This is a genomic window from Vogesella indigofera (assembly GCF_028548395.1).
GTDB lineage: Bacteria > Pseudomonadota > Gammaproteobacteria > Burkholderiales > Chromobacteriaceae > Vogesella > Vogesella indigofera_A.
Map to the genome: position 1 here is coordinate 376,603 of NZ_JAQQLA010000004.1, position 26,919 is coordinate 403,521.

Annotated in this window: 23 protein-coding genes; 20 read left to right on the plus strand and 3 right to left on the minus strand. The window is 55.2% G+C overall.

The genetic code is table 11. The features are described 5' to 3' along the window. Positions 1-4 precede the first annotated feature (4 nt). Genes PQU89_RS07525 through PQU89_RS07620 form a run of 20 tightly spaced genes read left to right on the plus strand, consistent with a single transcriptional unit; the run spans position 5 to position 20,719 of the window. Positions 5-1,156 carry a LegC family aminotransferase gene (locus tag PQU89_RS07525; RefSeq protein ID WP_272765283.1) on the plus strand — a complete coding sequence of 384 codons (1,152 nt, stop codon included), beginning with the start codon at positions 5-7 and terminating at the stop codon, positions 1,154-1,156. Then, positions 1,153-1,788 carry an acetyltransferase gene (locus PQU89_RS07530; protein ID WP_272765284.1) on the plus strand — a complete coding sequence of 212 codons (636 nt, stop codon included), beginning with the start codon at positions 1,153-1,155 and terminating at the stop codon, positions 1,786-1,788. Before PQU89_RS07525 ends, PQU89_RS07530 begins: the two co-directional genes overlap by 4 nt. Then, a complete protein-coding gene (neuB, locus tag PQU89_RS07535; RefSeq protein ID WP_272765285.1) occupies positions 1,785-2,789 on the plus strand; it encodes an N-acetylneuraminate synthase in 1,005 nt (334 codons plus the stop codon). Before PQU89_RS07530 ends, neuB begins: the two co-directional genes overlap by 4 nt. Continuing rightward, positions 2,786-3,946 carry a UDP-N-acetylglucosamine 2-epimerase gene (gene neuC / locus PQU89_RS07540; RefSeq protein WP_272765286.1) on the plus strand — a complete coding sequence of 387 codons (1,161 nt, stop codon included), beginning with the start codon at positions 2,786-2,788 and terminating at the stop codon, positions 3,944-3,946. The genes neuB and neuC overlap by 4 nt, the downstream gene beginning before the upstream one ends. A 49-nt stretch (positions 3,947-3,995) precedes the next feature. Continuing rightward, a complete protein-coding gene (locus PQU89_RS07545; RefSeq protein ID WP_272765287.1) occupies positions 3,996-5,048 on the plus strand; it encodes a nucleotidyltransferase family protein in 1,053 nt (350 codons plus the stop codon). 17 nt (positions 5,049-5,065) lie between these two features. After that, a complete protein-coding gene (locus PQU89_RS07550; protein WP_272765288.1) occupies positions 5,066-6,247 on the plus strand; it encodes an N-acetyl sugar amidotransferase in 1,182 nt (393 codons plus the stop codon). A gap of 13 nt (positions 6,248-6,260) precedes the next feature. Next, positions 6,261-6,974: an acylneuraminate cytidylyltransferase family protein gene (locus PQU89_RS07555; protein WP_272765289.1), complete on the plus strand. Its 714-nt coding sequence runs from the start codon at positions 6,261-6,263 to the stop codon at positions 6,972-6,974. 43 nt (positions 6,975-7,017) lie between these two features. Then, positions 7,018-7,788 (plus strand): imidazole glycerol phosphate synthase subunit HisF, encoded by a 771-nt coding sequence (hisF, locus tag PQU89_RS07560; RefSeq protein ID WP_272765290.1) that lies wholly within the window; start codon positions 7,018-7,020, stop codon positions 7,786-7,788. Next, entirely contained in the window at positions 7,785-8,453 is a 669-nt protein-coding gene (hisH, locus tag PQU89_RS07565) for an imidazole glycerol phosphate synthase subunit HisH (protein WP_272765291.1), read from the plus strand. The genes hisF and hisH (PQU89_RS07565) overlap by 4 nt, the downstream gene beginning before the upstream one ends. Further along, entirely contained in the window at positions 8,450-9,727 is a 1,278-nt protein-coding gene (locus PQU89_RS07570) for a lipopolysaccharide biosynthesis protein (RefSeq protein WP_272765292.1), read from the plus strand. Before hisH (PQU89_RS07565) ends, PQU89_RS07570 begins: the two co-directional genes overlap by 4 nt. Further along, entirely contained in the window at positions 9,724-11,211 is a 1,488-nt protein-coding gene (locus PQU89_RS07575; RefSeq protein WP_272765293.1) for a hypothetical protein, read from the plus strand. The genes PQU89_RS07570 and PQU89_RS07575 overlap by 4 nt, the downstream gene beginning before the upstream one ends. Next, positions 11,195-11,806 carry an imidazole glycerol phosphate synthase subunit HisH gene (hisH, locus tag PQU89_RS07580; RefSeq protein WP_272765294.1) on the plus strand — a complete coding sequence of 204 codons (612 nt, stop codon included), beginning with the start codon at positions 11,195-11,197 and terminating at the stop codon, positions 11,804-11,806. Before PQU89_RS07575 ends, hisH (PQU89_RS07580) begins: the two co-directional genes overlap by 17 nt. Positions 11,807-11,808: 2 nt before the next feature. Beyond that, entirely contained in the window at positions 11,809-12,561 is a 753-nt protein-coding gene (locus PQU89_RS07585) for an AglZ/HisF2 family acetamidino modification protein (protein WP_272765295.1), read from the plus strand. Positions 12,562-12,578: 17 nt separating this feature from the next. Continuing rightward, on the plus strand, positions 12,579-13,817 hold the full coding sequence (locus tag PQU89_RS07590; RefSeq protein ID WP_272765296.1) for a hypothetical protein: 1,239 nt from the start codon (positions 12,579-12,581) through the stop codon (positions 13,815-13,817). 60 nt (positions 13,818-13,877) lie between these two features. After that, a complete protein-coding gene (locus PQU89_RS07595; RefSeq protein ID WP_272765297.1) occupies positions 13,878-14,984 on the plus strand; it encodes an N-acetyl sugar amidotransferase in 1,107 nt (368 codons plus the stop codon). After that, positions 14,981-16,198 carry a glycosyltransferase family 4 protein gene (locus PQU89_RS07600; RefSeq protein ID WP_272765298.1) on the plus strand — a complete coding sequence of 406 codons (1,218 nt, stop codon included), beginning with the start codon at positions 14,981-14,983 and terminating at the stop codon, positions 16,196-16,198. Before PQU89_RS07595 ends, PQU89_RS07600 begins: the two co-directional genes overlap by 4 nt. A gap of 8 nt (positions 16,199-16,206) precedes the next feature. After that, a complete protein-coding gene (locus PQU89_RS07605; protein ID WP_272765299.1) occupies positions 16,207-17,235 on the plus strand; it encodes a polysaccharide biosynthesis protein in 1,029 nt (342 codons plus the stop codon). A 2-nt stretch (positions 17,236-17,237) separates the two neighbouring features. Beyond that, positions 17,238-18,353 (plus strand): UDP-2-acetamido-2,6-beta-L-arabino-hexul-4-ose reductase, encoded by a 1,116-nt coding sequence (gene wbjC / locus PQU89_RS07610; protein ID WP_272765300.1) that lies wholly within the window; start codon positions 17,238-17,240, stop codon positions 18,351-18,353. Positions 18,354-18,362: 9 nt separating this feature from the next. Further along, positions 18,363-19,505, plus strand: coding sequence for a non-hydrolyzing UDP-N-acetylglucosamine 2-epimerase (gene wecB, locus PQU89_RS07615; RefSeq protein ID WP_272765301.1), 1,143 nt, complete (start codon positions 18,363-18,365; stop codon positions 19,503-19,505). Between the two features lie 11 nt (positions 19,506-19,516). After that, positions 19,517-20,719, plus strand: coding sequence for a glycosyltransferase family 4 protein (locus PQU89_RS07620; protein WP_272765302.1), 1,203 nt, complete (start codon positions 19,517-19,519; stop codon positions 20,717-20,719). Between the two features lie 159 nt (positions 20,720-20,878). Here the strand turns inward: PQU89_RS07620 and PQU89_RS07625 are convergent, their stop codons facing one another. Genes PQU89_RS07625 through PQU89_RS07635 form a run of 3 tightly spaced genes read right to left on the minus strand, consistent with a single transcriptional unit; the run spans position 20,879 to position 26,878 of the window. Then, positions 20,879-22,069 carry a GumC family protein gene (locus tag PQU89_RS07625; RefSeq protein WP_272765303.1) on the minus strand — a complete coding sequence of 397 codons (1,191 nt, stop codon included), beginning with the start codon at positions 22,067-22,069 and terminating at the stop codon, positions 20,879-20,881. A gap of 51 nt (positions 22,070-22,120) precedes the next feature. Then, positions 22,121-23,995, minus strand: coding sequence for an SLBB domain-containing protein (locus tag PQU89_RS07630; protein WP_272765304.1), 1,875 nt, complete (start codon positions 23,993-23,995; stop codon positions 22,121-22,123). 54 nt (positions 23,996-24,049) lie between these two features. Beyond that, complete coding sequence (locus PQU89_RS07635; RefSeq protein WP_272765305.1) at positions 24,050-26,878, minus strand: YjbH domain-containing protein; 2,829 nt, start codon at positions 26,876-26,878, stop codon at positions 24,050-24,052. Between the last annotated feature and the right edge of the window lie 41 nt (positions 26,879-26,919).

Sequence of the window (26,919 nt, forward strand, 5' to 3'; positions counted from 1 at the left end):
CGCCATGTTCGACTCTCTCATCCGGTTTGTTCGCGAACAATACCAAAGCAACGAGTTCATCCCGCTGCACGCCCCGGTGTTCACAGGCAATGAGCGGGAATACGTCGTGGAAACCATCGACTCTACCTTCGTTTCCAGTGTTGGCGCCTATGTGGACCGCTTCGAGAGTGAGATGGCGGCCTATACCGACAGTCCGCGCGCCGTCGCCACTGTTAACGGTACCGCGGCGCTGCATATCGCCTTGCTGCTGGCTGGCGTGAAGCAGGGCGACCTGGTCATTACCCAGCCCCTCACGTTTGTCGCCACCTGCAATGCGATTGCCTACTGTGGCGCAGAGTCGGTGTTCGTCGATGTAGACCGCGACACCATGGGCCTGTCACCCGCGGCGCTGGCAAACTGGCTGGAAGCCAATGCACTGCTGCACGATGACGGCACCTGCCGTACCAGGGACGACGGCCGCGTGATTCGTGCCTGCCTGCCGATGCATACCTTCGGGCACCCGGCAGATCTGGACGGTCTGATAGCCGTGTGCCAGCGCTGGCACCTAGCGCTGGTGGAAGATGCCGCCGAGTCGCTTGGCAGCCTCTACAAGGGACGGCATACCGGCACATTCGGCCTACTCGGCACCTTGAGCTTCAATGGCAACAAGATCATCACCACCGGCGGTGGCGGCATGATTCTGGCCAATGACGAACTCGGCCGCCGGGCAAAGCATATGACCACCACGGCCAAGCAAGCCCATCCCTACGAATACGTGCATGACGAGATCGGCTACAACTACCGTCTGCCCAACCTGAACGCGGCCCTAGGCTGCGCCCAGCTTGAGCAGCTGGAAAGCTTCATCGCCTGCAAGCGAACGTTGGCCGCACGCTATGCCGATACCCTGAAGAACAGTGATCTTCACTTCGTGACCGAGCCGGCCGGCTGCCGCTCTAACTACTGGCTCAATGCCGTGCTATGCGACAACCGCGAGCACCGTGATGCCCTGTTGAAGGAAACCAATGCGCAGGGTGTCATGACCCGCCCAATCTGGGCGCTGATGAACCGCTTGCCCATGTATTCGCATTGCAGACACGGCGAGCTGGATAATGCCGAGTGGTTGGAAGCCCGCGTCGTCAACCTGCCTAGCAGCGTGCGCACGGAAGTCCAAGCGTGAAACGCATCGGCATCTTTGGCACCTCCGGCATGGCGCGCGAAGCCAGGGATATAGCAGACGCCCTGGGCTATAGCGCAGTCTTCGTGGCGCGTAACGCCGAGGAGCGCGCGGCATTCCATGATAGCGGCGATGTGATACTCGAATCCGAGGTTGGCAATTACAAGGATATGCCTTATGCCATCGGCATCGGCGAGGGCGCGGTGCGTGCAAAAATTGCGGCGCGCCACGCCAACACCGTACGCTTTGGCAATCTGATTCACCCCAGTGCCACATTTGGATGCGGCCAACGTCAGCACATCGAAACCAGAAGCGGTGTCATCATATGTGCCGGAGTGCGCTTCACCAGCAATATTTCGGTTGGTGATTTCACCCTTTTCAATCTCAATGCAACCATAAGCCACGATTCCATCATTGCCGACTATGTCACCGTGTCGCCAAACGCCTGCATTCTGGGCAATGTCAGCATCGGTGAGGCGGCCTGGATTGGCGCTGGCGCCATCATCAATCAAGGTAGCAGCGATAGAAAAGTCACCATCGGCAACAACACCTTGATCGGCTCCGGGGCAGTAATCATCACCGATTGCGATGCGGACGCTGTCTATGTAGGCGTTCCAGGCAGGAAAACTAAATGAAGACTCTCATCATTGCCGAAGCTGGCGTTAATCATAATGGCGACATGGCGCTTGCCAGGCAGCTCATCGCAGCAGCAGCAGCCGCCGGAGCCGACCTGGTCAAGTTCCAGACCTTCCAGGCAAGGAAAATCGTGGCGGCAAGCGCCCCCAAGGCCGATTACCAAAAGCAGACCACGGGTGCGAATGAGAGCCAACTGGAAATGATCCGCAAGCTGGAACTCTCGCGTGCGAATCACGAGATGCTCATCGCCGAGTGCAAAAAGCATGGCATCGGTTTCTTTTCCACGGCCTTCGACCAAGACAGCCTCGCGCTGCTAAGCGAGCTGGGCTGCCTGGAAATGGTCAAGATTCCTTCCGGCGAACTGACCAATCTGCCGCTCTTGCGTGAGATAAGCCGGCTCGGCAAGCCCACTCTGCTGTCCACCGGCATGGCCAATCTGGCCGATATCGAAGCTGCGATCGAGGCCATTGAAGCCAATGGCACCCCGCGCAGCCTGATTACGATCCTGCATTGCACAACCGAGTACCCCACGCCGATGGAGGAGGTCAATCTCCGCGCGATGCTCAGCATCAGGCAGGCATTCGGTGTTGAAGTCGGTTACTCGGACCACACCCCAGGCATTGAGGTGCCGATTGCCGCGGTGGCCATGGGGGCTCGCGTCATAGAAAAGCACTTCACGCTGGATCGCAACTTGCCCGGCCCCGACCATCGCGCCAGCCTGGAGCCGGGAGAACTGGCGGCAATGGTATGCGGCATCCGCAATATCGAGCAGGCCCTGGGCGATGGCATCAAGCGCCCAAGCCCCAGCGAGCTCAAGAACAAGCCGATTGCCCGAAAATCGATAGTGGCACTGCGTGACATCAAGGCTGGCGAGTTGTTCAGCCCGGAAAACCTGACCACCAAGCGCCCCGGCACCGGCATTTCCCCCATGCAATGGGATGCCGTTATCGGTAAAACCGCGCGCCGCGACTTTGCCACCGATGAGCTGATCGAACTATGAACCGGAAAATTTGTGTCGTTACCGGCACCCGTGCCGAGTTCGGCCTGCTGCGCTGGCTGATGCAGGAAATCCAGGACGCCCCCGAGCTTACCCTGCAGGTAATCGCCACCGGCATGCATCTGTCGCCGGAGTACGGCCACACCTACCACGAGATCGAGCAGGCAGGTTTTGACATCGACCACAAAGTGGAAATGCTGCTGGGTGCCAACAGTGCAACAGCGGTTACCAAGTCCATCGGTCTTGGCACCATAGGCTTTGCCGACGCCTACGCCAGTTTGCAGCCCGATCTGCTGGTGGTGCTTGGCGACCGCTTCGAATTGCTCGCCGCGGTTACCGCCGCGCTGATTGCCGGCATTCCAGTAGCCCATCTGCACGGAGGTGAAACCACCGAGGGCGCCTTCGACGAGGCGATTCGGCACTCCATTACCAAGATGTCGCATCTGCATTTTGTTGCCGCAGCTGACTATGCCCGCAGGGTGATCCAGCTTGGCGAACAACCGGAGCGGGTCTTCAACGTGGGAGGTCTGGGCATCGATGCCATCAAGCGCACGCGGTTGCTAGATCGCCAGGCACTTGAAGCCGCACTAGACTTCAAATTGGGCAGTAGGAGCCTGTTGGTGACCTTTCACCCGGTAACACTGGACAAGCAAAGCTCTGCCAACCAGATGAGTGCCATGCTTGCCGCACTGGATGAGCTGGAAGACACCCATCTGATTTTCACCATGCCCAATGCCGATACCGGCGGACACGAGTTGGCCGCAATGCTAGAAGACTTCACCCGCAGCCGTCCGCATACCCGCTTGTACACATCACTGGGGCAGTTGCGATACCTGTCCTGCCTGCAGTTTGTCGATGGCGTCGTTGGCAACTCCTCGAGTGGGCTTGCCGAGGCACCCAGTATGCACATAGGTACTGTCAATATCGGTGACCGGCAAAAAGGCCGGCTTTCCGCCAGCAGTGTAATTCATTGTGAGCCAGACCTAAGCAGCATCTGCACAGCCCTGCAGCAACTGTACCACCCAGCCTTTAGGACAACACTGCCACTCACGGTAAATCCATATGGCGATGGGGGAGCAAGTGAGAAAATAGTTGATGTAATTAAATATTGGCCACTCGAAGGATTAGTGAAAAAGAAATTCCACGACCTACCACGATAGGCCATATAAACAAAACACTATCACCCTTATCTAAAGCCCGCTCACAAAAATGAATACTGGTTATGAATTACATTCTTGGCAAACAACCCTAGTACCACTCGATTCAACGATCCAGCAAGCTATTTATAGCCTTGAAACGTCTGGCATGCAGATTGTGTTAGCTGCGACAGAAGATAATAAGCTTGCAGGTACCCTGACAGACGGAGATATCCGTCGGGCCTTCCTGAAAGGACTGACTCTTGATAGCACAATCGATAGCATAATTCACCGCACTCCTCTGGTGGTACCACCTGAAATTGGCCGCGAGCATGTTCTGCAGCTCATGAAGGCCAACAAAATTCACCAGTTGCCGATAGTGGACAACGAGGGCAAAATTGTCGGCCTCCATGTTTTGGACTCAATTATCACTCCTACCCTGCTCGGCAATCGAATGGTCATCATGGCTGGCGGGAAAGGTACCAGGCTGCGTCCGCACACCGAGAATTGTCCAAAACCGATGCTGGAAGTCGGTGGCAAGCCGATGCTGGTGCACATTATTGAACGGGCCCGGGCAGATGGTTTCCAAAATTTCTCCATTTCTTTGCACTACCTCGGCAGCATGATTGAGGAACATTTTGGAGACGGTAGCGAATGGGGAGTCAATATTGAATACCTGCGTGAGGATTCGCCACTTGGAACGGCGGGCTGTTTAAGCACCATGCCCAATATCCCGGATGCACCATTTATTGTAACCAATGGTGATGTGCTGACCGACATTCACTACAAGGATATTCTGGATTTCCACATGCACCACAATGCGACTGCCACGATGGCCACTCGCCAGCATGAAATTCAAAATCAGTTTGGCGTCGTAAAGACAAAAGGTATTGACATTGATGGATTCGAAGAAAAACCCATTTACCGCAGCCATATAAATGCCGGAATTTACGTACTGAGCCCTGATGCATTGCACTACTTGGGCAAAAACCAGCACTGCGATATGCCGGCACTCTTCGAACGCATAAAAGAAAACCATGGCCGCACGATTGTTTACCCGATGCATGAGCCTTGGTTAGATGTTGGCCGCCCAGACGATTTAGCATTGGCACAAAGCAAATTTTAAAACTTTGAGATATCAAAATGAAAAGAGACCTTATCAAGCAGTACAACCTGCCCGCCGAAATACAATTTTGCAAAAAATGTACAATCTCAAATCAACGGCCGCGCATAAAATTTGATGAAAATGGTGTCTGCTCCGCATGCAATTATGCAGAATATAAGCGCACAAAAGTAGATTGGAAGCAGCGAGAAGCCGAACTGGTCGAGCTCTGCAATAAACATCGCAAAAGCAATGGTGAGTATGATGTTATCGTGCCATGCAGCGGCGGCAAAGACGGCAGCTTTGTGGCGCACATGCTCAAGTATAAGTATGGAATGAATCCGCTAGCAGTCACATGGGCCCCTCTTAAAGCTACTGAGTTAGGTAGACAGAACCTTGATGCATTTATTGCCTCTGGGTTTAACCATGTAATGGGGACACCGAACCCAAAAGTGACGCGTAAGCTAACTAACCTGGCATTTACTCACTTGGGTGATCCATTCCAGCCATTCATCTACGGGCAGACTAATTTCCCCCTGCACATGGCAGTAAAGCATAACGTGCAACTTATCATGTACGGCGAGAATGGCGAAGTCGAGTACGGTGGCAACATGAAAAATGCTTTCCGCCCTACTCGTGACATTGAAGATCATGACGATCATTATTTTTCCGGACTCCCCCCCCAGTTCTGGATGGAGCATGGGCTTACCGCAGCGGACCTGATGCCCTTCATGGCCCCAAAGCATGAAGATATCAAGAAAAACAAAACCGAAATCCATTTCCTTGGTTATTACAAATTCTGGGACCCGCAGGAAAACTACTACTACTGTCGTGAGCATACAGACTTCACGCCCAACACGGAGCGCTCAGAAGGAACTTACTCAAAATATGCAAGCCTTGATGACAAAATTGATGGCTTCCATTACTACTTGGCCTACATCAAATTTGGCATTGGCCGTGCAACTTCCGATACCGCACATGAAATACGAGATGGAAAGATTACGCGTGAGGAAGGCATCGCGCTTGTCAAACGTTACGACCATGAATTCCCCAAGAAATACTATAAAGAATTTCTGGAGTACTGCTCCATCACTGACGAGCAGGTTCAAGCAGTAATTGACAGCTGGCGTTCGGATCACATCTGGAAAAAAGAAGGGGATGAGTGGAAACTACGCCACCCCATTTGGAATGAAGTTACAGAAACAGAAAATCTTGGGATGTAGGTAAACAGGCCACATGCCAAAAAAAGCCACCAGCAATAAAAGCCGGAACAGTGTAAACGTTGTTGCCTTGATTACCGCCAGGGGCGGCTCGAAAGGGCTGCCGCGCAAAAACGTGCTTCCTGCCGGCGGCAAGCCACTCATGGCCTGGACGGTCACCGCTGCACAGGAGGCGCAGTGTGTTGACCGTGTGGTTCTGTCGTCCGATGACGACGAGATCATGGCGGTGGCTGCCGCCTGGGGCTGCGATGTCCCCTTTCGCCGCCCTGGCGAGCTGGCAAGCGACACCGCCAGTTCCATGGACGTCGTACTCCACGCGCTGGATCAGCTTCCTGGCTACGATTACGTTGCATTGCTGCAGCCCACTTCTCCGCTGCGTACCGCTGCCGATATCGATGCTGCCTTTTCATTACTGCAAGCCAGTGGTGCACCGAGTTGCGTATCGGTATGCGAAGCGGAGCAATCACCCTACTGGATGTACCGCCTGGCAGAGAATGGCAAGCTGCACGCACTTCTCCCGGAGCGCAGTACGGCGAGTCGCCGGCAGGACCTGCCTCCGGTTTATGTTCTCAACGGAGCGATTTACATCGCACGGGTAGACTGGCTGCGCGCAACAGGGAGCTTTCTTGCTGAAGAAAGCATCGCCTATGTCATGCCAAGAGAACGATCCATCGACATCGACAATGTCGAAGACTTTGAAATCTTCCGCCGCAAGGTCGAGCAAAACTGATAAGCAGCTGAGCAGTTGATTGAACAATCCATTAGAGACAGAAATGATCGCTAAAGACAGATCAGTTCGCCTGATTGCCAGGCTGGACGTCAAAGGTGAAAACCTTATTAAAGGGGTACACCTGGAAGGGCTTCGCGTAGTTGGCGACCCTCAAGAGTATGCTCGCCGTTATTACGAGCAAGGTGTGGACGAGTTGATTTACATGGATATTGTCGCCAGCCTGTATGGACGCTCAAATCTTGTGGAAATCGTTCAGCGCACCGCACACGATGTATTTGTTCCCCTGACCGTGGGCGGGGGCATCAGATCAATAGAGGATGTCAGCAAACTGCTCCGCGCCGGAGCAGACAAGGTCGCCATCAATACCGCGGCAGTTCATCGTTCGGAGCTTATTCGCGAAGTCGCGCAGAAATTCGGCTCTCAATGCATGGTACTTTCCATTGAGGCCAAGCGGCACGGCAATAACCAGTGGGAAATCTATACCGATTGCGGACGGGAAAAAAGCGGCCTGGATGCGATTGAATGGGTAAAACGCGGCATCGAACTGGGGGCCGGCGAAATTCTGCTGACATCCATTGACCAGGAAGGTACCCGCAAGGGCTTCGACCTTGAACTGCTGAAGGCAGTCAGCGACGTGTCACCTGTCCCAGTCATCATGAGCGGAGGTTATGGAGAGCCGCAGCACCTGAAAGATGTCATCGCCAGCGGTGCCGATGCCGTGGCATTTGCCGATGCCCTGCATTATGACCGAACCGAATTGGCCGAATTGCGCAATATAGCCGCAGAAATGAATGTCAAGGTGAGAATAGCATGACAAACACCAAGGTTACCATCGTCGATTATGGTATCGGCAATCTTTACAGCGTAAAACGTGCTTTTGAAGTTTGCGGTGCCGACAATATCAGCATCAGCAGCGATCCGGCTGAAATTCTGAGCGCCGACCGGGTAGTGCTACCCGGGGTAGGCGCATTTGCCGATGGAATGATCGGACTGCAGGAGCGAGGCCTTGACCAGGCCATACGAGAATTTGCCGCCAGTGGCCGTCCGCTGCTTGGTATCTGCCTGGGCATGCAATTGTTCGCAACCAGCAGCATGGAGTTCGGTAATCACACCGGCCTGGATCTGATACCCGGTCAGGTAAATGCCATTCCCCCCACAGCCCAGGATGGTACTGTACTCAAGATTCCCGTTATCGGCTGGAACCCGCTGCAGCAACCGTCATATGCCGACTGGAGCGGGAGCATACTCGCTTCGCTCACCCCCGAGCAGAGCATCTACCTTGTCCACTCGTTTCACTACACGCCGGATAATCAGTTGCACACTTTGGCCACGTACCGCTACGGTGGGCACGATATTATTGCAGCAATCAAGAAAGATAATATCACTGGCCTGCAATTCCACCCGGAGAAAAGCGGCAAAGTGGGCCTGGCGATTATCGCCGCCTATCTAAAACAACCACTCATCAGCAAGGTCTCATGAAGCTGTGCTCCAAATTCGCCGGTGACGCAGCCATCTATACGATCTCCAATTTTGCTGTTGCCGGTGTTCCATTTCTGCTGCTGCCGGTCCTGACACGCCTGTTATCCCCTGCGGACTATGGTCTGATCGCCATGTTTACCATGGTGGTGTCCTTTTTTGTGGTTGCTGCCGGCCTTAACACTCATGGCGCGGTCATGGTTCGCTATTTCGAGTCAGAAAAATTTTCCATCCCACGTTATGTCTCCACCACGCTCAGCATTCTGATTATAACCACCGCAGTGCTAGCGGTATTTGTCTGGATATTTTCAAGCCAGATACAATCCATCACTGCCCTACCCCTGTCGTGGCTCATGGTAGCGGTGGGCGTTGCTGCACTGCAGTTTCTGGTACAGACCCTGCTCACCCTGTGGCAGGCCTCCAAGCAACCGTTGAAATTTGGCGCCCTGCGGCTGAATCACGCCATGATGGATGGCTTGATTTCCATCCTGTTGGTGGTAGTGCTGCTGCTCTCGTGGCAAGGTCGACTGTTCGGCATCGCCATAGCCTGGACAGTCACCGCCCTGATTGCCCTGTACTGGCTGCGCCGTGAAGGCTGGCTGACACGCAAACTAAGCATGTCGTACGCCAAAGATGCACTGCGCTATGGTATTCCGCTGGTACCGCATGCAATCGGCGGGCTACTGCTGGCTACTGCCGATCGCTTCATGGTGACCAACTTTCTGGATGTGGCCAGCACCGGCATCTATCTTGTTGCAATACAGATAGGGTTGGTCCTAGGAATATCTGCGGATGCCTTTAACAAGGCCTTTGCACCATGGTTGATGGAGAACCTCCACCATGCGGACCAGGCAAAAAAGCGGAAGATAGTTCGTCATACCTATATTTATTTTCTGGTGATCATTACTCTGGCGATAGTGGGAAGTATATGTGCGCCACAACTGCTGGGCATACTGGTTGGACCTAAGTACCAGTCGGCTTCGCCAATAATTGTTTACATCATGCTGGGGAATGCCTTTACCGGCATGTATTACATGGTAACCAATTACATTTTCTTTGCCAGACGCACTGAACTACTTTCTATGTTGACAATATCTGCCGGGGTAATAACCACCGTGCTCAACTGGCAACTCATCCAGATAAACGGCATAGCGGGTGCGGCACAGGCATTCATGATCGGCCAAGCACTGCTGTTTTTTGGTGCTTGGGCACTATCCCAGACCTGCTACCGCATGCCCTGGTTCGGCATGGCCGCAGTTGGGACCAACAAACCATGAATCCTGAAAAACAAAACTACACGCTACAGCAACTACTGGCGCTGGAAGATGACGAGGCACTGCTGCAGTACAGCTGCCCGGATACCACTCTGCCCGCCTGGCCATTGATCCGGACGCAATTCATCCGGACGCTGATGTCCGACCTGCTGTACTCGTCCGCCGAGCTGAATACTGCTCCGGCCAAGCGCAGCCTGCTGCAGGTGACCAGCTACCTGGCGCGCAGCCAGCTGTACAACTGGATACACCGCAACAGTTTCTCAGCTGAAATCTGCTTCTTTACCACCGGGCTGGGTAATTTCAGCAAGAATCAAGTAACCCGCGAACGGCTGGCAGGTTACTTTGCCGGCTGCTATCCACAGCGAAGCATGCTGTATCAGGCCCAGGGGGACTGGACCTGGTGGCAGAACTACCATTTCGAAGGCATCGTCCACGCCACCCCGTTCAACTCATACCTGCACCTGATGGGCAGGCTGAGAGTCACCGCAAGCGAGCGGAATCTGGCCAGTGCAATCATTGAACATGCCGCACGCAATACCTTCAGCGCCCTGGGCTACCAATTGGCCGCAGGGCAGAAGGACTCGCTCAAGCTTGCCCTTGCCCGGCAGTTGGCCGCATTCCCCATTTCAGCAAATTACCATGCGAACTGGTTTGCACGGCATAACACCCGGCTCATGTTTAAGGAAGGAGCCTGCTATGGCGCCCGCGCCATAGCCATAGTGCACGCAGCAAGAATGGCCGGCGTGGCAACCGCCGAGTACCAGCATGGCGCAATTGCCAAAGGGCATGACGGCTATAATGTCGCCCCTACCCTGGCGGCTAGCCCCTTGTTTCGGCAAACCCTACCCGATTATCTGCTGACCTACGGCAACTGGTGGAGCCAGCAAACAAATATGCCCGTGCACAAGCTGGCCATCGGCAATCCGCATCTGACAGAATCATTGAAGCAATTCTCGGCAGGTACTGACCAAAGCAAGCACGTACTGGTGCTGGGTGATGGTATCGAAACACAGCTGTATCTCGAACTGGCGGCCAATATCCATACCATAGTGGGCAAGTATGGCTACAGCACGCTATTCCGCCCCCATCCGCTGGAAAGGGAGCGAATCAAGACGCTGGCAATGCCGGCCGGCGTCGTACTCGATAGCAATGGCGATATATATACATCGCTGCAGCAGGTTTCAGCGGTGGTAAGTGAGCTATCAACCGGCCTATTTGAAGCGGTGGGGCTGGTAGACAAAGTGCTTTTGTGGGAAACCGACAAATCGAGATTTGCCTTTCCGGAATTGCCGTTTCCTTCCTTTTCCTCCATGCAGGAGCTGGAAATGCTACTATCGAGCGACGACGTATTTTCTGGAGGCTCCCCTTTCGCGATACAGGCGCATGAATTATGGCAGCCTGATTGGAAAGCAAACTACCGAAATTTCATCGAAAAAATTATAGGTATCAATAATAAAGCCGGAGAGAATAATGGTAGTCATCATTGATTATGGCGTAGGGAATCTTGGCTCCATCCAGAATATGCTGCGCAAAGTTGGATGCCAAGCCATAACCTCCAGCGACCCGGATGTGATCATGAATGCCCCCAAGCTGTTACTACCGGGGGTAGGCGCTTTCGATGCGGGCATGCAGTGCCTAACTGAGCGTGGCCTCAAACCCGTACTTAATGATTATGTCATTTCTCGCAAAAAACCGGTGCTGGGCATTTGCTTGGGCATGCAGCTCATGACGGCATCGAGCGACGAGGGCAGCATTCCTGGCCTTGGCTGGATTGATGCTCAGGTCAAAAGAATCAGACCTAGCGACCGCTCGCTCAAGGTACCCCACATGGGCTGGAACCAGGTCAGACAGGTCAAGGATGACCCACTGCTGACAAACCTGGACACCGGCTCCCGCTTCTACTTTGTTCACTCCTACCATGTTGAATGCAACAATCAGGAAGACGTCTTGCTGACCACCAGCTATGGCGGCGAGTTTCATAGCGCCTTTCGGCATGACAACATTTGGGGCTTCCAGTTTCATCCGGAGAAGAGCCACAAATTCGGCATGCAGCTATTAAAGAACTTTGCGGAGCTTGCGTAGTAATGTTGCAGAATCGAATCATTCCCTGCCTTCTGTTGAAAGGCCAAGGTCTGGTCAAGACCACGAAATTCAAAGACCCCAAATATGTTGGCGATCCGATCAATGCCATCAAGATCTTCAACGACAAGGAAGTCGATGAGCTGATCCTGCTCGACATCAGCGCCACCAGGGAAAAGCGCAAACCCAATTTTCAGCTGATCGAAGAGGTGGCCAGCGAATGCTTCATGCCGCTTGCCTACGGAGGTGGCATTCATACGCTGGAGGATGCCCGGCGTATTCTGAAATCCGGGGTAGAGAAAGTCATTTTCAATACCGCCGCTTGGAAAAGTCCGGAAGTTATCAGACAAGCCGTCAACGAATTCGGCTCCCAGGCCGTAGTAGTTTCGATTGATGTCAAACGCAAACTGCTGGGGCGCTATGAGGTATTCGTGGAATGTGCCAGCACTGGCACCGGACAGACGCCCGTTGATTTTGCCAAGCAGATGCAGGAGTTGGGGGTGGGTGAACTGTTCCTGAATGCCATCGATCGTGACGGCACGATGACTGGCTACGATCTGGAGCTGATCAGCAAAACGCTGCACAGCGTCGATATTCCCGTAATCGTTGCCGGTGGCGCTGGTAGCATTGCCGACTTCAAGGCTGCGGCCAACGTTGGAGCCAAGGCAATGGCCGCGGGTGCCATGTTTGTCTTTCATGGACCGCATCGCGCTGTCCTGATTACCTATCCCACTTCGATCTCAGAAGACATATGCTAAGCAAACAGATTGGATTCATGTTACTGATTGCATGCATGTTCCCTTGGTCCTCGCCGGCTCCTACGGCATCCGACACGCAACCAATTGCGCTAGTGCTAGCCGCTGTATACTCGATCCTTTATGTCCGGAGTACCAGCCGTTACCTTTGGCCTATGGTCATCATGCTATTTGGCGGTTTTGCTACATTGCTGTACTCGCCAAACATGGAAGGGATACGCGGCATCACAGGGTATATATCCATACTTTTTATTCCGCTGGCACTTATTCATTATTTCAAAACATATGGAATACCTAGCAGGAAATTTTACTTATGCATATTGTTCATATGGGGGGCAATTGCAATTATTCAGTTCTGGGACCCATCAATCATAAAATTCCTGTCGCCAAGAACTCGCGAATTCAGCTTGACCGGAGGCCGTGGCGTAACTTCATTCGCCCCGGAGCCGACCTTTTATGGCTTATGGCTACTCATAATAGCTACAGCCTATACCGTTCAGCACAACACCATAAAGATCAAGCTATCAAGGCCAGACTACGCAGTTTACACCTTGATCGCCTTTCAGCTGTTATTTTTATCACGATCCACTCTTGTAATTTTGCTGGTGGCGGCAGTTGTATTGGCCTACCTATTACTTTTCCGGCCATTTCTGCTTCTGGCAGGGACAGGCATGACCACCATACTTTTATCTGATTTTTTCCTATCCGCATTCGGCACAAACTCTGAAATCGCCATTGAGAAATTCAGAATATTTTATATTTTATCGGCAGCATCCTCGGTTGAATTTTCAGACATTCTGTCTATTGACGGCTCTGTCAGTGATAGGGTTGTCCAGATATTGAACTCTCACATCCAGAGCTTCAACAATCACCTCATGCCAAATGGCTACGGGACATGGCGTGAATCAGCAGAAAATCTTCCAGAATTCCTAGCCGGCACTTACCACAGCATTGATAGCCTAAATCGAGTTCTCTCTCTGAGCGGCTCGGTTCTGTATGAAGTAGGTATATTTTCCATCCCTTTTATTTTTTTTATGATTTATTTGATGACAAAATCATTACCTGGCATGGGAAATCGATCGCTTTTACTAAAAATTTTCTTTACCTCCGTTTTTCTGATCCAGGCAATCCCTTTGGCATTGCCAACTATTTCATTTTTCATCTCGGCAATGCTCTGCAGCATAGCAATAAAAAAACATATCATCACAACAATCCCCATTCATAAAAACACGAACACACCGCCACCCATCAATAATTAAAAGCTCACAAGGCCATCATTCAACACGAGCAAATAAACTTCACGAGAAACAGTCACAAAAATGAAAATATGCGTACAATGCTTAATGGACGAGTCCGATCCCGACATTTCCTTTACCGGAAATGGAATCTGCAATCACTGCCTTCGCTATGAAAAAATCAAGGCAACACGGCTGATCCAGGATGAAAATCGGGATGAAAAGCTATCCGCACTTATTGAAGAAATAAAGGCTGCAGGCAAAGGAAAGCCTTACGACTGCATCATCGGCATCAGCGGTGGAGTCGATAGCACATATGTTGCCTGGCTGGTAAAGAAATACGGGCTGCGTCCGCTGGCAGTTCACTTGGACAATGGCTGGAATTCCGAGCTTGCGGTCGCCAACATCCAAAAGACCCTGCAGAAACTGGACATCGATCTATACACCCACGTCATCGACTGGGAAGAGTTTCGCGATCTGCAGCTTTCATTCCTGAAGGCCTCCACCCCTGATGGTGAAGTGCCAACCGATCACGCCATATTCACCCTATTGTACAAAATGGCCAACAAATACGGCTTGAAGCATGTCATTACCGGCACCAATGTGGTAACCGAAGCTATCCTGCCGGAAAAATGGGGCTACGGCTATTTTGATTGGCGTTATATCAAGGATGTGCACAAGCGTTTTGGCAAGTCCAGATTGACAACTTACCCGCACTTCTCCTTGGCAAAGCTTGGCTATTACATGTTTGCTCGAAAGATTCGCATGGTTTCCATCCTGAACTATGTCGAATATGGGAAAACCGAAGCCATGCGCGTACTGCAAGATGAGCTGGACTGGGTTTATTATGGCGGCAAGCACTACGAATCGATCTATACGCGCTTCTACCAAGCGTACATCCTGCCCCGCAAGTTCAATATCGACAAGCGCAAGGCCCATTACTCCAACCTGATTTGTTCCGGTCAATTGAGCCGGGAGCAGGCGCTTGAATTGATGCAGGAGCCGGTATACCCGGAAAACCTGCTGCAAGAAGACAGGACCTACGTCATCAAGAAACTGCAGATCCGTGAAACGGAATTCGAAAGCATTATGTCGGCACCGACACTGACATTCGAGAACTACAACACCAGCCACGCCCTTTTCGAGCGGGCCAAGAAGATTGTCAATACTACTCGCAGATATATCGGATGAAACCACTCAAGGTGTTATGCCTGCATTTTACTGGTGCATTCGGCGGGGCATCGCGCAGCTTGTTCGAGGCACTGTCCGAAATGCCAGCCGATGCAGTTCGCCCGCTGTTCATCACCCAGCAAGGCACTGTCTCGGACTTTTTCGGCAAACTGGGGCCGGTAGTTGCGGCCAAGGGTCTGACACAGTTCGACAATACCCGCTACAGCCACTACAGGGGCACCAGATGGCTGGTCTTGCTGCGTGAGATCGCCTACCTGCCCTATACCATCAAGGCTCTGCGGCAGGCGCGCGCGCAATTCGGCAGCGTGGATCTTATTCATGTCAACGAGTTCACCGGCCTGCTGACGCTGTGGCTGGCCAAGCGTTTTTTCAATACGCCCGCACTGGTTCATGTGCGCTCGGTAGCCAGGAACGACCCAGCTTCCTGGCGCACTAAACTGGTCAACCGCCTGTTCCAGCGCCTGGCGGCAGGCATTGTGGCCATCGATCAGAACGTGCGCGCCTCGCTGCCACCGGACATGCCGGTCAGCATTATTCACAATTCTTTCCGCGTAAAAGAGCAAGCGGACACCTCGGCGGTGTCCAATGCCCTGACCAAGCTTTCTGCTACGTCGTTCAAAGTGGGCTTTGTCGGTAACCTGCTGAAGGTAAAGGGTATTCAGGAGCTGCTGCAAGCCGCACTGCTGCTGAAGAATAAAGGGCTGGACGTGGAGTTCATCGTGGTAGGCGACGATGCCAGGCCATCAAAGGGGCTCAAGGCCAGCCTGGTGAAAGCGCTGGGCCTGCAGCAGAATTCGCGCGCGGAAGTGGAGCAGTTTCTGGATCAGCACGCCTTGCGGCCAACCTTTCACCTGCTGGGCTTCACATCGAATATCGGCCAGGTCTACAAGCACGTGGACGTACTTTGCTTCCCCTCGCATTACGATGCCCCCGGCCGCCCCATTTTCGAAGCGGCATTCTATGGCGTGCCCAGCATCGTTGCAGTCAAAAATCCGTTCAGCGATACCTTGATTCACGGCGAGACCGGTCTGGCGATTTCACCGAAATCGGCAGAAGAAATTGCCAGTGCCATTGAATACTTATTGAATGACCGCGAAAATTGCAAAGTAATGGGTAGTGCGGCAAAAGCGCTCGCACACCAGAATTTTGATGTTGCCAACAACTCCAGAGAGCTGCTTTCCATGTATCGCTCCATTGCTGGCAAGCATGATTAGGAACCTTCATGTTTACTGATAAAACGCTACTTATTACCGGAGGCACCGGCTCGTTCGGAAATGCCGTACTGCGTCGCTTTCTGGCGTCTGATTTGCGTGAAATTCGTATCCTGAGTCGCGATGAGAAGAAACAGGACGACATGCGCAAGAAGTATGACAGCCCGAAGCTGAAGTTTTATATCGGTGACGTACGAGACTACCAGTCGGTATTGAATGCCGTGCGCGGCGTTGATTTCATTTACCATGCGGCCGCGCTCAAGCAGGTACCTTCCTGCGAGTTTCACCCCATGGAAGCAGTAAAAACCAATGTGCTGGGTACCGAAAACGTGCTGGAAGCGGCCATCAACTGCGGTGTGAAGCGCGTGGTCTGCCTGAGCACCGACAAGGCCGTCTACCCCATCAACGCCATGGGTATCAGCAAGGCGATGATGGAGAAAGTAATCGTAGCCAAATCCCGCTCCAGCAACGGCACCGTAATTTGCACCACCCGCTACGGCAACGTGATGGCATCGCGTGGCTCAGTCATTCCGCTGTTCAGCAAGCAGATTCGCGCCGGACAGCCCATTACCATTACCGATCCGAACATGACCCGCTTCATGATGACGCTGGATGACGCGGTGGATCTGGTGCTGTTTGCATTCGAACATGGCAATCCGGGCGAGATTTTCGTGCAGAAGGCCCCGGCAGCCACCATCGAAACCCTAGCCAAGGCATTGACTGGTCTGCTCGGCGTGCCAGCGCACCCGATCAATATCATCGGCACACGGCATGGCGAGAAGTTGTTCGAGGTGCTACTCAGCCGCGAAGAAATGGTTGCCGCCCAGGACCTGGGGGGCTATTACCGCATTCCACCGGATCTGCGTGACCTGAATTACGGCAAGTTCGTCGAGCAGGGCGAGATCAAGATATCGGAAGCCACCGAGTACAACTCCCACAATACGGCACGCCTGGATGTGCAGGGCATGCAGGCACTGTTGATGAAGCTGCGCTTCATGCGGGCAACCATTGATGGCGAACACGTAGAGCCCGAGGAATAAGCATGAAAGTGTTGATTACGGGTGCGAACGGCTTTGTCGGAAAGAATCTGCAGCTGCATCTGGCTGAGCGCAAAGACGTGGATGTGGTCTGCTTCACACGCGAACACGATGCCGCGCAGCTGCCCGCCTTGCTGCAGGGAGTCGACTTTGTCTTCCACCTCGCCGGCATCAATCGACCGCAGGACCCGCAGGAATTTGCCACCGGCAACGCCGGGTTAACCAGCCAGCTGTGTGCTGCAATACGCGCCAGTGGCCGCCGCCCGCCGGTGGTGTACACCTCGTCCACCCAGGCTGCACATGACAACCCGTATGGAGTCAGCAAGCATGCTGCCGAGGATACCTTGTTCGAGTTGCAGCGCGATAGCGGTAGCCCCGTGCATGTGTTCCGTCTGCCCAATGTGTTTGGCAAATGGTGCAGGCCGAATTACAACTCCGCGGTGGCCACCTTCTGCCACAACATCGCCCGCGACCTGCCGATACAGGTCAATGATCCGGCCGCATCGCTGACGCTGGTCTACATCGATGATGTGATCGAGCGCTTCATCCAGCTGCTGGATGGTGCGGACAGCGCCGTGGATGTCGATGGATTCGAGATGCTCGCTCCGCGCTATACCACCACCGTTGGCGAGCTGGTGCAGCTGATCCAGGCATTCCGCGACAGCCGCGCCACGCTGCTCACCGCTCGCGTCGGCACCGGCTTGCTGCGCGCGCTGTATTCCACCTACGTGAGCTACCTGCCAACCGAGCGATTTGCCTACCCGGTACCCCGGCATGGCGATGCGCGCGGCGTATTCGTGGAAATGCTCAAGACGCCGGATTGCGGGCAGTTTTCATTCTTTACCGCCCATCCTGGCATTACGCGCGGCGGTCACTACCACCACAGCAAGACCGAGAAGTTCCTGGTGATCAAGGGGCAAGCACGCTTCAAGTTCCGTCACATGGGTACGGGCGAGACCTTCGAACTCGTCACCGGCGGCGAGCAATCGGAAATCGTCGAGACGGTTCCAGGCTGGACCCACGACATTACCAATATCGGCACGGACGAGATGGTAGTAATGCTGTGGGCCAATGAAATCTTCGATCGCGCCAGGCCGGATACCTATGCCTGCCCGCTGTAAGTGAAAACCATGAAAAAACTGAAAGTTATGTCGGTGGTCGGTACCCGACCCGAGATTATCCGGCTATCCCGCGTGTTGGCCGCACTGGATGAGCACTGCGAGCATGTGCTGGTACATACCGGGCAAAACTACGACTACGAATTGAACCAGGTTTTCTTTGACGACCTAGGCATCAGAAAACCGGATCACTTTCTGAATAGTGCAGAAGGCAGTAGCGGCGCCGCCCACACCATCGGCAATCTGATCATTGCCGTTGATCGTGTGCTGGCCAGCGAGCAACCAGATGCCATGCTGGTGCTGGGCGATACCAATAGCTGCCTATCGGTGATCCCCGCCAAGCGGCGCAAGATTCCCATCTTCCACATGGAGGCGGGCAACCGCTGCTTCGACCTGCGTGTGCCGGAAGAAACCAACCGTCGTATCGTGGATCACACCGCCGACATCAACCTCACCTACAGCACCATCGCCCGCGACTATCTGCTACGGGAAGGCCTGCCACCGGACCAGGTAATCAAGACCGGCAGCCCGATGTACGAAGTGCTGCATCACTACCTGCCGCAGATCCAGTCCTCCGACATCCTGCAGCGCCTGCAGCTGCAGGAGCAGGAGCAAGCCTACTTTGTGGTCAGCGCCCACCGCGAGGAGAATATCGAATCCGGACTGGCCTTCTCCAGGCTGGTGGAAGTACTGAATGCCGTGGCCGAGGATCATGAGCTGCCGGTCATCGTTTCAACCCATCCCCGCACCCAGAAACGGGTCGATGCAACCGGCGCCAGTTTCCACCCCCGGGTGCGCCTGCTCAAGCCGCTTGGCTTTCACGACTACGTCAGGCTGCAGATGTCCGCCAAGGCCGTGCTGTCGGACAGTGGCACCATCAATGAAGAATCATCGATCCTGAACTTTCCCGCCCTGAACTTGCGCGAGGCCCACGAGCGCCCGGAGGGGATGGAGGAAGCCGCGGTGATGATGGTCGGGCTAGCCACCGAGCGGGTACGCCAGGGTCTGGCGATACTTGATTCGCAGTTGCGCGGCACCGAGCGCAACCTGCGCCTGGTTGCCGACTACAGCATGCCGAATGTGGCCGACAAGGTAGTGCGCATCATTCATAGTTACACCGACTACGTGAACCGTGTGGTGTGGAAGCAGTACTGATGGCGCAGCCCATGAAAATCGCCCTCATCGCCGATACCTTCCCCCCGCTGCGCACCTCCGGGGCGGTACAGCTGCGCGATCTGTCGCGCGAATTCGCGCGCCAGGGCCACCAGCTGACGGTGCTGCTGCCATCGGCCGAGCTGGACGGTCGCTGGCAGCTGGAAACGCTGGATGGCGTGCGGATATTGCGCCTGCGCGCGCCGCGCACCAAGGATATCGGCTATGTACGCCGCACCATCGGCGAATTTCTGATGCCGTTCTCCATGCTGCGCAATCTGCGCAAGAGCCCGCTCGCCCACGAGCAGTGGGATGGCGTGGCATGGTACGCCCCCTCCATATTCCACGGCCCGCTTGCCAGCTCGCTCAAGCGATCGAGCAAGTGCAAGGGCTACCTGATCATTCGCGACATCTTTCCCGAATGGGCGGTGGACATGGGGCTGATGGGGCGGGGCCTGCCCTATCGGTTCTTTGCGGCTGTGGCCCGCTATCAGTACTCGATTGCCGATGTGGTTGGCGTGCAGACGCCCGGCAACCTGTCCTACTTTGACAGCTGGTCACGGCAGCCGGGGCGCCGTATCGAAGTGCTGCAGAACTGGCTGGCGGATGCCCCGGTCGGGCACTGTTCGATCAGGCTGGACGATAGCGTGCTGGCCGGACGGAAGGTCTTTGTCTATGCCGGCAATATGGGCATCGCGCAAGGCATGACCATCATGCTGGATCTGGCGGAACAACTGCGGGCACGCACGGACGTAGGCTTCCTGTTTGTCGGTCGTGGTAGCGATGCCAAAACCCTTGCCGCCGATGCTGCGGCACGTGGCCTGGATAATGTGCTGTTCCATGATGAAATTCATCCGGACGAAATTCCCGGCCTGTATGCGCAATGCAGTGTCGGACTCGTGGCACTGGATCCCCGGCATAAATCACATAATATCCCGGGCAAATTTCTGACCTATATGCAGAGCGGGCTCCCCGTACTGGCAAATATCAACGCCGGCAACGACCTCGCCAACATTATTCGCCAGGAACAGGTTGGATTTGTGTGCGAAAACAATTCGCTGGATACCCTGCAACAGCTTGCCATGACATTACTGCAAGCGCTGGATGGCGAGGAGCCATTCAAGGAACGCTGCCGTGCGCTGTATGCCCGGCTGTTTTCCCCGGAGACGGCAGTATCGCAAATCGTTGCGGCACTCAACGGTGGCCAGAGGAAATAAACTCCGCATCAGCCTGTATCAGAGATGGGGAACCAGAAGCGATCATGGTACAGCCCGATGTTCACCATCACACGCGGACATATTTCAAGCAGTCCATGGTATAAAAAGCAAATCCGCCTCATGGCGGATTTGCTTTTTACCTCATACGGTCTTTCTCGACTATTCGCCTTGCCAAGCATTTCTAAGCTCTTGCCAGCGGTTACTCCCAGCATCCCTACTCTTATTCAGCTTCTCACGCACTAGAGCCAACAATATCCCTGCAAACAAGCCACCAAGCAGCCCCCCAACGACTATCAACGCACGCTTGGGTTTGGACTTCCAATCCGGAGGTGTAGCCTTGTCCAGCACTTGGATAATGGAGCTGTCGCGGGACTCTTCCAGCTTGGCCATTTCAAACTGTTTGGCCAGCAGCTCAAACATGGTTTCGTAGTACTTGACGTCGCGCAGCTTGCGTACGTATTCCAGCCCGGTTTGCGGCACTTTGCCGGTGGGCACCATAAAATCACCCTCGCTGGGCTTTCCCTTTTCCATCTTGGACAGCTGACCCTTCAAGCCAATAAGCTCCTCTTTGGCTTGTAAGTAATCCGGGTTTTGCGTGGTGGCAAAACTCTTCATCGCCTCCAGTTGCACTTCTTTTGCGGCGATATTGGCTTTGAGCTGAGCGGCACTGCTGATAATAGCAGCCACTTGGTTGTCCAATTGCAGCAGACCCGTTTTTTCTTGTGTCTTCTTCAGCTCCACCTCGGCATCGGCGAGGCTATCTTTGGCTTGCGTGAGCTGTTTCTCGTAAAACAGCCGGCGCTGGGCGGCATCGGTAACAGCCAGGGTCTGTGTCAGCTTCTTCAACTCGTCTACATAGGCGTTGGCTAGCCGGGCAGCAAACACAGGGTCTTTGTCATCTATGCTGACACTGATCAGCCCATCTTTGCCGCTGTTGATCTTGCTGACACCTTCCAAGGCCTTGCGGGTGGCGACCATTGTGTTGGTTTCATAGCGCTCCTGCAGCTTGAACTGCTTGATCAACTTGTCGACCACCGTTTCGCTTTGCATCATGCCAATATACAAATCATTGGGGTTCTTGATACCAGCCAAACCACCTGCAGCACCCGCCAGAGCACCAAGTTGACCAAGTGCCGCGCTAATACCAGAAGATTGCTGCTGTGGAGGTAAAATACGTGCTGTAGAGGTAAAAATGGGAGTCATCAGCAAGCTTGCCACCAAGGCTAAGGTGCCAGCACTCACCGTGCAACCGATGAGCCAGTTTTTCTGCCGCACCAGGGCGACGGCAATGTCCATCAGATTGATCTCATCGTCTTGCAGTGTTGCTTGTTGCGTGTTGTGTTCAGACATTTTGCGTATCCGTGCTGAAGGCGACCGTACTCACTGCCGCCTGACGTGTTATCAGTCTTTCAGTACCTTGAGGCCGGCGGCCCCCAAGCCAAACTGGTACAGGATGCTGGTCCATTCCTTGAGGGACTGGGTCCAGTTGCTGCGCTCGATCTTTTCCGGCACCACCACGGCATCGCCCGGGTTGATGCGCTCTCCTCCCAGCCCGGCCAGCCAGCCGGTATTGCGGTTGCTACGCACGGTGCCGTCGGCGCGGATGACGTACATTTCATCCTTGTCGCCGCTGGCGGCGGTGCCGCCGGCCAGATCCAGGTAATCGTTTACGTTACGGCGTGGTTTGAAGATGAAGGTGTTTTGCTGGTACACCGCCCCCAGCACATCCACCGTGCCCGGCTTGCGCGGGATATAGATGCTGTCGCCGTCCTGCAGCGGGATATCGGGCAGGTTTTTCAGCTCAGCATGGCCATCGGGCAGTTCCAGGACGATGCGGCCGGTGGCCTGCACCGTACGCAGCCGCTGGGCCACGCGTTGCTGCCATTCCACTTCGGCGGTCAACGCCTCGATGTTTTCCTTGTTGGAAAGGCCGGAGAGGCGTCCGGAGGCGGAGCGTTCCACCTCTTTTTCGTAGCGGTCGGCCGCCTCGTTCAGCTTGGCCTGCTGGGCGACACGGACACTTTCCCGGTTCAGCTGGGTGGCAAACAGGTAACCGTCTTCACGCGGGCCGCCCAGCCGGGCGACCAGTTCACGCAACGTTTCGCCCTTGTTGATCTGGAACACGCCCGTCTGCTGAACCTCCCCCCCCACGCTGACAAATTCGCGCTCTTTCTGCGCCACCACTGCCACGGCGCCGGGAGAGAACACCCGGTAAATGTCGGCAGGGGCCAGAGGCAGCGCCGCTAGGCTGGATTGCAGACGGCCTTTGTCGGCACCGATTTCCGTCACGGCCTGGTAACGGTTGTCGATGTTCTTCTCAACGATGACCTGTTTGGGGGCTGCGGCGGAGTTCAGGCCGCCGGACCAGTTGATGATGTCGGCCAGCGTGGTTTGGCCTTTCATCTCGTAAATGGCCGGGTTTTTGACATCGCCGGTGAGGGCCACCAAGGGGCCGACCTCGGGGAGGAAGATCACGTCACCGTCTTGCAACGGGATATCGTGGCTTTTGTCTCCCTTGACCAGCATGTCGTACAGGTCGAAATGGGTGACGACCTGGCCGCCACGCTTCACCTGGATGTCACGCATGGTACCGGTGCCGCTGGGGCCGCCGGAGGTAAACAGTGCGTTGAGCAGGGTGCTCATGGCGCTCAGCGTGTAGGTGCCGGGGCGCACGGCCTGCCCGACCACGTAGACCTGCACCGCGCGGGTTTGGGAGAGGCTGGCAGTCAACTCGAAGTTGGTGAAAATGCGGTTGACCGCTTTTTTTAGATGGCCTTGCAGGTCACGGTATTTCACACCGGCCACGTTGACCGACCCGACGCGGGGCAAATAGATGCTGCCGCTGCGGTCCACCGTCACGGTGAGGTCGATGTCCACCATGCCCCAGCCGCGCACTTGCAGTTCATCCCCCGGTCCGATCACATAATCCGGGTTGACCTGCCCGGCTTCCAGCGGGGCAAAGGTGGTCGGCACACCGTGGAACAGGGATTGCCCAAACAGAGGGAGAGATGCACCTGTCACCTGGCTGATATAGCTGCTGAATGCACTACCTTGGCGCGCCAGGTCGGCCAGGCCGGGTATCGACGGTGCGCTCGCCTTCACCACATTGGCCGTGACCGGTATGCCATTGCTGATACTGGGCAGGCCGCTGGCCGTCGAGACATCGTAACCCGGGGTCAGCATGGGGTTATTGGCCGGTAGAGTTGCCGCTGCCACGCTGCCGCTCAGCAGAGTGATGGAGACGGCATGGCAGATCTTGCGTATCGAGGTGCTCATGGGTGACTTGTGCATTCGTATTAAACCTAGATTTGGAATCCTGTTTGTGGGCTATCAGTAACTTTTCTTGACGGTAACGCCGATCTGGTCGGGCCCCAGATTCAGCCCGGTCTGATAGCGCCCTTCCTGGCGCTGGGCCTTCCACAACCATTTGCCAGCCGCATAGCCAAGCAAGCCACCGGCCACGGTATCGGAGAGCCAGTGTTGGCGTTGGGCAGTTCTGCCGAGCGAGGCTGCGGCGGCCACCCCATAAAGCCAAGGGGCGCCGTATTCCTCGGCAAAGGGCGTGGCCACGGCAAAGGCTACCGCCGCATGGTTGGATGGGAATGAGCTGTCGCTTCGGCTTTGACCTGCATGCTGTGTAGTCCAGTGCCCATTGTCGGCCTCGGGGCGGGAGCGGTTGACCGCCTGCTTGATCAGCAGGCTGCTGCCGCCGGCTACCGCGGCTGATTGCAAAGCGATCAGCCCGGTGTTGCTGAGGCGGTCATCTCCCAGCATCATGGCCGCTCCCGCAGCCCCCACACCGAGCCAGGGTGCGATAGATGAAGCGGAATCCCAGCGCTTGAGCAGGCTGTTACCTTCATGATTGCTGATGAAGTTGCCCCAGCGTTTGTCGCTCAGGCTGGCCACGCCCACGGCACCGGCCACCAGCAGGCTGCCTTTGAGCAAGGCGGGCACTTCTGGCAGCGCGGCAGCGCTGTCATCCAGCCGCAAGCGGACCCGGGGCCACGGGTTGTAGCGCTCCACAGGACGACTGATGGCAGGGTGTTCACTCTCGGACAGGTGCTCGGCAAAATTGCCGAGGCCGTCGAATGCCTGCACTTGTTGTTCGTCACCCTCGACAATGCCATACAGATCGCCCGGGCTCGCCACCATCTGGCCCACGTCCCGCGTCCATGGGGACATGGAGAAACTCCCCTTGGAGCGGGAGTCGACCGTCAGCATGGCGTCCAGCGGGATCGAGAAGAAAATGCCTTTGTCGTGATACGGCGCCGTTAGCGTGCCGGGCGAGGTGATATCGTTACCGTTGGTGTAGGTGTACCAGGCTCCGATCTCGATGCCGGAACGGAAGCGACGTTTGAATTCGAGCCGGACGCCATTATCCTTGGCCAGGAAGCGGCCGGCGCGCAGCGTGGCCGTGGTGCCGTAGGGCAGGCGGTAATGCAGCGAGGCCAGCGACGTTACCGTCTGGTAATCCCGCATGCCAAACCAGCCATCTACGTCCCGCTGTCGGACGGCATCCACGCTTAGATCGGCCGCCCAGCGCTGGCCTGGCGGAACAAACAGCACCTGCCCGCCCACCCCGCTAAACATTTCTTCGTACAGGCCAGCCGAAGCCCGAGCGTACCAGTTGGTTGCCGGCTTGTAATACTGGCTGAGGACAGCCTTAAATAATTTGACCCGGTTCCCGCGCTTGTACTCAGCCACATCGGAGCGTACGTGCGGCAGCAGGCTGTTGGAGGCCTGGCTCACGTCACTGACGTCTTCCAATACCGTGGCGCCAATACCGGCATTCAGGTACACCCCCTCCCCGAGCCGGCGATCGATATTACTGGCCAGGCTGAGGTCATAGTGCAAGGCACCGCTGGGGTCATTGAAGTAAAAAGCCAGTTTGGGGGCAACCTTGAAGCGGTTGAGCAGCGAATCCTGCTTGCGCAGCTGAACGACGTCACCATCCTCCGACAGCAGTATGGACAACCCAGCCTCATCGGACAGGCCGGTGGCAAGAGGGCCTTTGTCTTCGCTGTGGGCGATGCGATCATGCGGGTTAGCGGAGCGGACCAGTACAAATTCCTTGAAGCGTTCGCGGCTGATCTTGCCGGCCAGATAGTCACTCAGCGCCGCCATGTCGAAAAATTCATAGGTGGCGACGGGTAGGTCAAGCTCGGTATAGGTGACCTTGATGGTGCGGGTTTCGCGCGGAGCGTAATAGAGCGCGGTACGCACGGCACGCCCCACGGCTCTCCCGACATCGGAGATGCGGCTGTTGCCCAGATTCAGCGTCAGCGTGCCGCTGCGATAGGAAATGCTGATCAGGGTGTAGTCCTGCTTTTGCAGCACTCTTTGCAGCGCCTGAGCATGCTCCGGGTGGGTACGCCACTCTTCGGCACTGGGACGGACAGGAATCTCTTTCGGTGCGAAATAAGACGGCTCTTGAATCTTGGGCACGAATTCCCGCTCGTTGAGCGGGATATTCACCATGGCATTGAGGCTGCTGTGGCTACGCTGATAAGCCGCTTGCATGGAAAGCCAGCCCCAGCGGTATTCCACCCCGGCCTTGATGCCGGGAGTACGCTCTTTGGCAAAGGTTTCGCTCGCGCGGAAGTCTTTTTGATAATCGTTGGCGTCGTACTCGGCCAGTAGCGCCCAGTTCGGGTTCTGTGATGGAGTCCAGCGCACCCCTGCAAAGGGGCCGTCTATGCGGTTGGTACCGACACCGACTGTCGCCTCCACGTCGTCCAGCTTCTTGCTGGCGGTAACGTACTCTCCACGGAACCGGCCGGTACCAAACAAGTCGGTACGGCCGACTGCAATGGCGGGGGTGTATTCACCCTCCGGCAGCAATTGCAGCTTAGCATCGAACACCTTGTCTTTGTAACGGCCGTAGTTACCACCGTACTGCTGGTTATCAAAACCGGCGATGCCGGCAATACCGACATAACGCGCCGTCATCTGCAAGGCCGGCAGGATGGTGACTGACGTCCACAACGAGCTATAGGGCTTGTCGTAACTGTAACCGATGCTCCAGGTACCATCCTCTCCGGCATATGCACTTGGCATATTAATGTAGCCATCCTGGCCGGACAGGTTGGGGGTACCGAAAGCCAGCCGGCAGATCAGAAAAGGGATACTACTACTCAGAAGAGCAAACGATTTAGACACAGTGTTTTTTTATGAGAATTCAAATAAAGGCCAGATACCGG

What these genes read in the sequence shown, in the direction of transcription:
- PQU89_RS07545 (WP_272765287.1), top strand. Translation starts at nt 3,996, where the DNA reads ATGAATACTGGTTATGAATTACATTCTTGGCAAACAACCCTAGTACCA.
- PQU89_RS07570 (WP_272765292.1), top strand. Translation starts at nt 8,450, where the DNA reads ATGAAGCTGTGCTCCAAATTCGCCGGTGACGCAGCCATCTATACGATC.
- neuB (WP_272765285.1), top strand. Translation starts at nt 1,785, where the DNA reads ATGAAGACTCTCATCATTGCCGAAGCTGGCGTTAATCATAATGGCGAC.
- wbjC (WP_272765300.1), top strand. Translation starts at nt 17,238, where the DNA reads ATGAAAGTGTTGATTACGGGTGCGAACGGCTTTGTCGGAAAGAATCTG.
- PQU89_RS07525 (WP_272765283.1), top strand. Translation starts at nt 5, where the DNA reads ATGTTCGACTCTCTCATCCGGTTTGTTCGCGAACAATACCAAAGCAAC.
- wecB (WP_272765301.1), top strand. Translation starts at nt 18,363, where the DNA reads ATGAAAAAACTGAAAGTTATGTCGGTGGTCGGTACCCGACCCGAGATT.
- PQU89_RS07595 (WP_272765297.1), top strand. Translation starts at nt 13,878, where the DNA reads ATGAAAATATGCGTACAATGCTTAATGGACGAGTCCGATCCCGACATT.
- neuC (WP_272765286.1), top strand. Translation starts at nt 2,786, where the DNA reads ATGAACCGGAAAATTTGTGTCGTTACCGGCACCCGTGCCGAGTTCGGC.
- PQU89_RS07625 (WP_272765303.1), bottom strand. Translation starts at nt 22,069, where the DNA reads ATGTCTGAACACAACACGCAACAAGCAACACTGCAAGACGATGAGATC.
- PQU89_RS07620 (WP_272765302.1), top strand. Translation starts at nt 19,517, where the DNA reads ATGAAAATCGCCCTCATCGCCGATACCTTCCCCCCGCTGCGCACCTCC.
- PQU89_RS07555 (WP_272765289.1), top strand. Translation starts at nt 6,261, where the DNA reads ATGCCAAAAAAAGCCACCAGCAATAAAAGCCGGAACAGTGTAAACGTT.
- PQU89_RS07600 (WP_272765298.1), top strand. Translation starts at nt 14,981, where the DNA reads ATGAAACCACTCAAGGTGTTATGCCTGCATTTTACTGGTGCATTCGGC.
- PQU89_RS07550 (WP_272765288.1), top strand. Translation starts at nt 5,066, where the DNA reads ATGAAAAGAGACCTTATCAAGCAGTACAACCTGCCCGCCGAAATACAA.
- PQU89_RS07590 (WP_272765296.1), top strand. Translation starts at nt 12,579, where the DNA reads ATGTTACTGATTGCATGCATGTTCCCTTGGTCCTCGCCGGCTCCTACG.
- PQU89_RS07605 (WP_272765299.1), top strand. Translation starts at nt 16,207, where the DNA reads ATGTTTACTGATAAAACGCTACTTATTACCGGAGGCACCGGCTCGTTC.
- hisH (WP_272765294.1), top strand. Translation starts at nt 11,195, where the DNA reads ATGGTAGTCATCATTGATTATGGCGTAGGGAATCTTGGCTCCATCCAG.
- PQU89_RS07585 (WP_272765295.1), top strand. Translation starts at nt 11,809, where the DNA reads ATGTTGCAGAATCGAATCATTCCCTGCCTTCTGTTGAAAGGCCAAGGT.
- PQU89_RS07575 (WP_272765293.1), top strand. Translation starts at nt 9,724, where the DNA reads ATGAATCCTGAAAAACAAAACTACACGCTACAGCAACTACTGGCGCTG.
- hisH (WP_272765291.1), top strand. Translation starts at nt 7,785, where the DNA reads ATGACAAACACCAAGGTTACCATCGTCGATTATGGTATCGGCAATCTT.
- hisF (WP_272765290.1), top strand. Translation starts at nt 7,018, where the DNA reads ATGATCGCTAAAGACAGATCAGTTCGCCTGATTGCCAGGCTGGACGTC.
- PQU89_RS07630 (WP_272765304.1), bottom strand. Translation starts at nt 23,995, where the DNA reads ATGAGCACCTCGATACGCAAGATCTGCCATGCCGTCTCCATCACTCTG.